At 67.6% G+C, this 7,015-nt stretch carries 9 protein-coding genes; 5 read left to right on the top strand and 4 right to left on the bottom strand.

Annotated elements, in window-relative coordinates; genetic code table 11:
- The 4 genes from AC1DO7_RS04220 to AC1DO7_RS04205 all read right to left on the bottom strand — a co-directional run.
- Positions 1–340, bottom strand: a 340-nt coding sequence (locus tag AC1DO7_RS04220) for an NAD(P)(+) transhydrogenase (Re/Si-specific) subunit beta (RefSeq protein WP_477115823.1), incomplete at its 3' end; no start/stop codon positions are given.
- Entirely contained in the window at positions 337–669 is a 333-nt protein-coding gene (locus tag AC1DO7_RS04215) for an NAD(P) transhydrogenase subunit alpha part 2 (protein ID WP_441618397.1), read from the bottom strand. The genes AC1DO7_RS04220 and AC1DO7_RS04215, both read right to left, overlap by 4 nt.
- 201 nt (positions 670–870) lie before the next feature.
- Positions 871–1,233, bottom strand: coding sequence for an aspartate 1-decarboxylase (panD, locus tag AC1DO7_RS04210; protein ID WP_441618399.1), 363 nt, complete (start codon positions 1,231–1,233; stop codon positions 871–873).
- Positions 1,234–1,407: 174 nt separating this feature from the next.
- A complete protein-coding gene (locus AC1DO7_RS04205) occupies positions 1,408–2,529 on the bottom strand; it encodes a Re/Si-specific NAD(P)(+) transhydrogenase subunit alpha (RefSeq protein ID WP_477115822.1) in 1,122 nt (373 codons plus the stop codon).
- A 506-nt stretch (positions 2,530–3,035) separates the two neighbouring features.
- Here AC1DO7_RS04205 and AC1DO7_RS04200 point away from each other — a divergent pair.
- The 5 genes from AC1DO7_RS04200 (at position 3,036) to mnmA (ending at position 6,992) form a co-directional block, all read left to right on the top strand.
- Positions 3,036–3,830, top strand: coding sequence for a TorF family putative porin (locus tag AC1DO7_RS04200; protein WP_441618403.1), 795 nt, complete (start codon positions 3,036–3,038; stop codon positions 3,828–3,830).
- Between the two features lie 265 nt (positions 3,831–4,095).
- Positions 4,096–4,386 carry a hypothetical protein gene (locus AC1DO7_RS04195; RefSeq protein ID WP_477115825.1) on the top strand — a complete coding sequence of 97 codons (291 nt, stop codon included), beginning with the start codon at positions 4,096–4,098 and terminating at the stop codon, positions 4,384–4,386.
- A complete protein-coding gene (gene dapA, locus AC1DO7_RS04190; RefSeq protein ID WP_441618407.1) occupies positions 4,373–5,305 on the top strand; it encodes a 4-hydroxy-tetrahydrodipicolinate synthase in 933 nt (310 codons plus the stop codon). Before AC1DO7_RS04195 ends, dapA begins: the two co-directional genes overlap by 14 nt.
- 89 nt (positions 5,306–5,394) lie before the next feature.
- The gene (locus tag AC1DO7_RS04185) at positions 5,395–5,916 is read left to right on the top strand and encodes an NUDIX hydrolase (protein ID WP_441618409.1); all 522 of its coding nucleotides are present in this window, start codon (positions 5,395–5,397) and stop codon (positions 5,914–5,916) included.
- Positions 5,913–6,992, top strand: a complete 1,080-nt coding sequence (mnmA, locus tag AC1DO7_RS04180) for a tRNA 2-thiouridine(34) synthase MnmA (protein ID WP_441618411.1) — start codon at positions 5,913–5,915, stop codon at positions 6,990–6,992. The genes AC1DO7_RS04185 and mnmA overlap by 4 nt, the downstream gene beginning before the upstream one ends.
- Positions 6,993–7,015 lie beyond the last annotated feature (23 nt).

Genomic DNA, 7,015 nt, shown 5'->3' with positions numbered 1-7,015 from the left:
CCGCCAGGCCGATCAGCGAGTGCATCGCCGCGACCAGCTCGGGCATCTTGGTCATCTCGACTTTCTTCGCCACGTAGGCGCCGATGCCGCCGCCCACCACCAGCGCGCCGAAGATCAGCGCCAGCCCTTCGCCGACCGGCGCCTGGCCCGCGCCGATGGCGAGGAATTCATTCTTGAGCTTGACGATGAGCGCCAGAGTGGTCAGCGCCGCGATCAGCATGCCGGCCATGCCGAAGGCATTGCCGCGCCGCGCGGAGCTCGGATGCGAGAGGCCCTTGAGCGCCTGGATAAAGCAGACCGAGGCGACCAGGTAGAGCAGGGTGACGAGATTCATGCTCATTTGCCGTGCTCCTTGGCCGAGCCGTCAGCCTTTGCCTTGGGTTCCTTCTTCTTGAACATCTCCAGCATGCGCTGGGTCACCAGGAAGCCGCCGAACACATTGACGGCGGCCAGCGCCACCGCCAGCGTGCCCATGGTGCGTCCTACCATGCCCTCGGTCAGGCCGGCCGCCAGCATGGCGCCGACGATGATGATGGCCGAGATCGCATTGGTCACGGCCATCAGCGGGGTGTGCAGGGCCGGCGTTACCGTCCAGACCACGTGGTACCCCACGTAGATCGCCAGCACGAAGATGATCAGGTTGATCACCGTGTGGTTCACCATTTCCATCGCCTACTCCTCCGTTGCTTGAATGCCTTCGCTGCGCGGTTGTCCCGTGTTCTTCTGCCTGGCCCGGCGCACCTGGCCGTGCTGCCCGATGCCGGTCTGCTTCTCGCGTGCGCGCCGCCGCAGGCGGCGGCGCGCGAAGTCCGTACGTATGGACGGCTGGACGGCTGGACCGGCTGGCTCGCCGGATCCGCCGCATGCCGCCTACACCTTCTTGATTTCCTTGATGCCGTTGTTGTCGTTCACCAGGATGACCTTCGGCTTGTAGGTGGCGATCTCTTCGTCGCTCATCGGYGCGTAGGTGCAGATGATGAGATGGTCGCCCAGGTGCGCGCGCCGCGCGGCCGCGCCGTTGAGCGAGATCTCGCCGGTGCCGCGCGCGCCCTTGATGATGTAGGTCGAAAAACGCTCGCCGTTGTTGACGTTGTACAACTCGATCTTCTCGAACTCCTTCATGTCGGCCGCGTCGAGCAGGTCCTCGTCGATGCCGCATGAGCCCTCGTAGTGGAGGTCCGCCTGTGTCACGGTGACACGATGGAGCTTGGCGCGGAGCATGATGCGTTGCATTGGTGATGCGTCCTTGGTTGTGGCTGTGTGAGCCCGTGGGCAAGCCCCGCGGGCCGCTGCAAAGCTCCCGGTGCCCGGACGTGCCGGCCGCGCCGGCGAACGCCCGCGCGCCATGCCGGGACCGCGTGGCGCCAATCTAAAGCGAGCGGGCCGCGGCGGGCCCGCCTGCGCGCTTCAGTTGGCGCCGCGGACGACTTGTCCGTCCTTGCACATCAGGCAGGCCGCCACGATGTCGTCTTCCAGGTTCAGTATGAACTGGCCGTCCTTGTCGATGACGAGCTTGAGGAAGTCGAGCACGTTGCGCGCGTAGAGTGCCGAGGCGTCGGCCGCCACCATGCTGGCAAGGTTGGTATGGCCGATCAGCGTGACGCCGTGGCGCTCCACCACTTCGTCGGCCACGGTGAGCGGGCAGTTGCCGCCCTGCGCCGCGGCCAGGTCGACCACCACCGAGCCCGGCTTCATGGCCTGGACGGTTTCTTCCTTGAGCAGCACCGGTGCCTGGCGGCCCGGGATCAGCGCGGTGGTGATGACGATGTCGGCGGCCTTGGCGCGCTCGTGCACCAGTTCGGCCTGGCGGCGCATCCAGTCCGGCGGCATCGGGCGCGCATAGCCTCCCACGCCCTGGGCGATCTCGCGCTCTTCATCGGTGACGAACGGCACGTCGACGAACTTGGCCCCCAGCGACTCGATCTGTTCCTTGACCGCGGGGCGCACGTCGGAGGCTTCGATCACCGCGCCCAGGCGCTTGGCCGTGGCGATGGCCTGCAGGCCGGCCACGCCGGCGCCGAGGATCAGCACGCGCGCCGCCTTCACGGTGCCGGCGGCGGTCATCAGCATCGGCATGAAGCGCTGGTAATGGTGAGCGGCGACCAGCACGGCCTTGTAGCCGGCGATATTGGCCTGCGAGGACAGCACGTCCATGCTCTGCGCGCGCGTGGTGCGCGGCGCGGCTTCGAGCGCGAAGGCGGTCAGCGTGGCGCGCGCCATGCGTGCGTTGTTGTCGGCATCGAAGGGGTTGAGCATGCCGACCAGCGCGGAGCCGGGCTTCATCAGCGCGAGCTCGGCGTCGTCCGGTGCGCGCACCTTCAGGACGAGCTGCGCGCCCAGCGCCTGGGCCGCGGTGCCGATGGTGGCGCCGACCGCCTCGTAGGCTGAGTCGGGCTGGCTGGCGCGCACGCCAGCTCCCGATTGCACGATAACCTGATGGCCCTGCGCGACGTATTTCTTGACCGTCTCGGGGGTTGCGGCGACACGAGTCTCACCTGCCCGCGTCTCCTGCGGGATGCCGATCTGCATCGTCAATTTCTCCTTTTGCTGGCGTCTTCGAGGCGCTGTCAAAATGATTCTGGCGATGGGGCGCGCGTGCCTTGCGTACGTACGACATGTACGGGATGTACGACATGTACATCCAGTCGGAGCGCCCGACCAGAACCGCTTCGTTTCATTCTGACAATGCCGCTGCTCTGCATTTACGGGCGGACGTCCTGAGCCCTTTGTGTTTTCCCGCGCGCACAGCCGAAGCTGGGCGCAGCGCACAATTTTTTCGCAGCTTACAGGAATCTGACGATCCGTGGTGACCGGCCGTTCGGCTTTTGCGCAACAAGTCCGCATGGCGCATGGCGGCTATCCGGGTGGTGCATGACTGGCCCCCGTCTTTATGTGATCGCTTGGCGTGCCCCCGTTTTCTTGACACCGATTTGAGATGCGCTCCCGTACTGTTCGGGTCGCTGCGCGGCCCGTGCCGCGCCACCGCGCCGATGGCGCTATTCCGATCGACCTCCCTGTTTCCTGCCAAGCAATCCATGACTGTCTTCCGCCTTGCTGCTCCGCGCGCCTGCGCCGTCTTCCTGTCCGGCGCCGCCCTTTTCTGCGGCGTGTCCGGTGCCCATGCCCAGAGCACACCCGACGCCGAAGCCTCGCCGCACACGTTCACGGCCAACGTGACCGTCGCCAGCGAATACCGCTACCGCGGCCTGATGCAGACCAACCGTCGCCCGGCCATCCAGGGCGGCTTCGACTACGCGCATTCGAGCGGCTTCTACCTCGGCAACTGGAACTCGAGCATCAGCTGGCTCAGCGACAGCAACCCGCAGGTCTCGGCACCGATCGAGATGGATTTCTACGGCGGCTTCAAGAACACCGTGACGCTGGCAGGGCTGGAGTGGAACTACGACCTGGGCGTGCTGCAGTACTACTATCCGGGCGACTACCCGAACGGCTTCACGCGCCCCTACACCACGGAGCTATATATCGGCGCTGGTTACGGCCCCGTGTTCCTGAAGTACTCGCAGGCGCTGACCAACCTGTTCGGCTTCGCCAACAGCAAGTACAGCTCCTATATCGACCTCAGCGCCAACGTGCCGCTCAATGTGTGGGACCTGACGCTGAACGCGCACGTGGGCTACCAGGACGTGCGCAATGTCACCGATGCCTCGTACACCGACTGGAGGCTCGGGCTGACCAAGGACCTGGGCAAGGGCTTCGCGCTGGCGCTCGCCTATATCGACACCAACGCCCACCACTCGGTCTACACCAACACGTCCGGGCGCTATATCGGGCGGGCCGCCGCGTTCGCTTCGCTCACCAAGACATTCTGAGCGCGGCCTTTTGATGACTTCTTGATGACGCCGGCGGCAATCATTGCATCAACTTGAGGCCCGCCTGCCTAGCATGGTTCCATCTACAACAGACGACCCGTTTCACACGGGTCCAGCCCATATGCGACAGTCGAGCCTTGCCGTGGCCTTCGTTTCCGTGCCGCGCCGTCCTTCCCGCACGCAGTCCGCCCGCGCCGCATCGGCGCGCACCGAAGCCACGCGCACCGGGCGCGGCGCCGCGCGTCCCGCGCAACCCGTATCCGGCATCGACAACGCCGCGGCGAACGCCGCCGACACCGCATGCGCATGGATCCGCCTGCGCCTGGCAGTGGCCTCGGGCCAGGTCTTCGCGCTGCGCCAGTCGCTGCACGCGGCGATCGGCAAGCTGGCGCGCATCTATGTGGTCGAGGTGGACCACCGCCACGGCGAGACCACCGTGCATGTGGAGGTCGAGCGCGGTGGCCGCGATGCCGCCATGCACGCCATCATGATGGCGCTGCCTGCCGCCGAGTTCGGCGTGACCACTGTGCTGGGGCAAGACCATGCCGCGCACTGAGCAGGAAGCGGGCCGCCTGCGCAAGCCGGGCGGCACCGGGCTGTGGCTGCCGATGGTGACGCCGCTGCAAGGCGGCGAGCTGGACCTGCCCTGCGCGCAGCGCCTGGCCGCGCACTATGTGGCCAGCGGGGTGGACGGTCTCGTCATCCTCGGCACCACGGGGGAGGGCGCACTGCTCTCGCCAGCGGAGCGGCTGATGTTCACCGCCGCGGTGCTCGAAGCAGTCAATGGCGCGCTGCCGGTGATGGCCGGCGTGGGCGGCGTGGATACCCGCGGCGTGTGCGAGCAGGTGCGCCAGCTCGACGCCTTCGACCTGGCCGGCTACCTGGTGCCGCCGCCGTACTACCTGCGCCCGGGCGACGATGGCATTGCCTGGCATTTCGAGCGCGTGGCCGACGCTACCTGGCGGCCGCTGATGCTCTACAACGTACCGCGCCGCACCGGCTGCAGCCTGTCGCCCGCGCTGGTGCGGCGCCTGGCCGCGCATCCGCGCATCGTGGCGGTCAAGGAGTGCGATGCGGCGGGGCTGCGCGCGCTTGCCGGCTGCGAAGCGCTCTCGGTGTTCTGCGGCGAGGACGAGGCCATCCTCGGCCATCTGCTGGGTGGCGGCGACGGCGTGGTGCCGGCCAGCGCGCATATCCGCACCGACCTGTTCGTGCGCCTGGTGCAACTGGCCGCGGACGGCCGGCACGAGGCGGCGCGCGCCCTGTTCGCGCGCCTGGCGCCGCTGATCGCGCTGTTGTTTTCCGAGCCCAATCCCGCGCCGGTCAAGGCCGCGCTCGCCTTGTGCGGACTGGCCGGCGCGGAGGTCAGGCGGCCGCTGATGCCGGCCAGCGCGGCGCTGCGCGAACGGCTCGAGCATGCGATCGACCTGCTGCCTTCCGCGCGAGAAGTGGAGTGCACTTTGCAGCCTGCGTGACGGGCCGGGCGCCGCGGCGAGGCGGACGGCCTGGATGCGCGAAAGTGCGGCAACCGGTAGAATGCCGGATTGCCTAAATTTTGTGCATCATGTCACACGACTGGAAAGCCAGCGTCACCGTCGCCGCGGTCATCGAACGCGGCGGCCGTTTCCTGCTGGTGGAAGAAGAAACCCCCGACGGCCTGCGGCTGAACCAGCCTGCCGGCCACCTCGATCCCGGCGAGAGCCTGGTGCATGCGGTCATCCGCGAGACGCTGGAGGAAACCGCGCACACCTTCGAGCCGCGCGCGCTGCTGGGCTGCTATATGGCGCATTCCGGGTCGGCGGGCAGCACGGCGCGGCCGGGCGGCGACATCACTTATGTGCGCTTTGCCTTCACCGGCGAGCTGGGCGCGCTCGATGCCGGGCGCCAGCTCGACGTCGGCATCGTGCGCACGGTGTGGATGAGCGCGGATGAGATCCGCGCCTGCCCCGAGCGCCATCGCACGCCCTTGGTGCTGGCCTGCATGGAAGACTACCTGGCCGGCAAGCGCTTCGCGCTCGACGCGCTTTTCACCCACCCCTCGGTGACCGCGGCGACGCACGCACCGGCCGGCGGAGCCGCGTCATGAGCGGCAAGCGCGTGGTGGTGGGCATGTCGGGTGGCGTCGACTCCTCGGTGACCGCGTGGCTGCTCAAGCAGCAGGGCTACGAGGTGATCGGCCTGTTCATGAAGAACTGGGAGGACGACGACGACAGCGAATATTGCTCGACCCGGCAGGACTGGCTCGATGTCGTCTCGGTGGCCGACCTGATCGGCGTGGACGTGGAAGCCGTCAACTTCGCCGCCGAGTACAAGGACCGCGTGTTCGCCGATTTCCTGCGCGAATACTCGGCCGGCCGCACGCCCAATCCCGACGTGCTGTGCAACGCTGAGATCAAGTTCAAGGCCTTCCTCGACCACGCCATGTCGCTGGGCGCGGACACCATCGCCACGGGCCACTATGCGCGCGTGCGCCAGGCCGCGAACGGCCGCTTCGAACTGCTCAAGGCCTTCGATCACACCAAGGACCAGAGCTATTTCCTGCACCGCCTGAACCAGGCGCAGCTCTCGCGCACGTTGTTCCCGCTGGGCGAGATGCCCAAGACGCGCGTGCGCGAGATTGCCGCCGAGATCGGCCTGCCCAACGCGAAGAAGAAGGATTCGACCGGCATCTGCTTTATCGGCGAGCGGCCTTTCCGCGATTTCCTCAACCGCTACCTGCCCACCAGCCCCGGCCCGATGAAGACGCCGGACGGCAAGGAAGTCGGCCAGCACATCGGCCTGGCCTTCTATACGCTGGGCCAGCGCAAGGGCATCGGCCTGGGCGGCAGCCGCGAAGGCAGCGGCGACGCCTGGTACGTGGCGCGCAAGGATATGGCGAGCAATACGCTGTATGTGGTGCAGGGCCACGATCATCCGTGGCTGCTGACGCCGGCGCTCGATGCCGCGGACCTGTCGTGGGTGGCCGGCGAGGGCCCGCAGGTGGGCACCGCGCTATCGGCCAAGACACGCTACCGGCAGAGCGATGCGCCGTGCTCGGTGTCGGCGCTGGAGGGAGACGCGCTGCGGCTGGGGTTTGCCGAGGCGCAGTGGGCGGTGACGCCGGGCCAGTCGGCAGTGCTGTACCAGGGCGATGTCTGCCTCGGTGGCGGCATCATCCGGTAGCTGGGCGCGCCGGTCGCCCGGCG

It is taken from the genome of Cupriavidus sp. 05N40, from assembly GCF_056397305.1.
The sequence above is the reverse complement of the archived record's forward strand: the minus strand, read 5'-3'. Positions and strand labels throughout refer to the sequence as shown.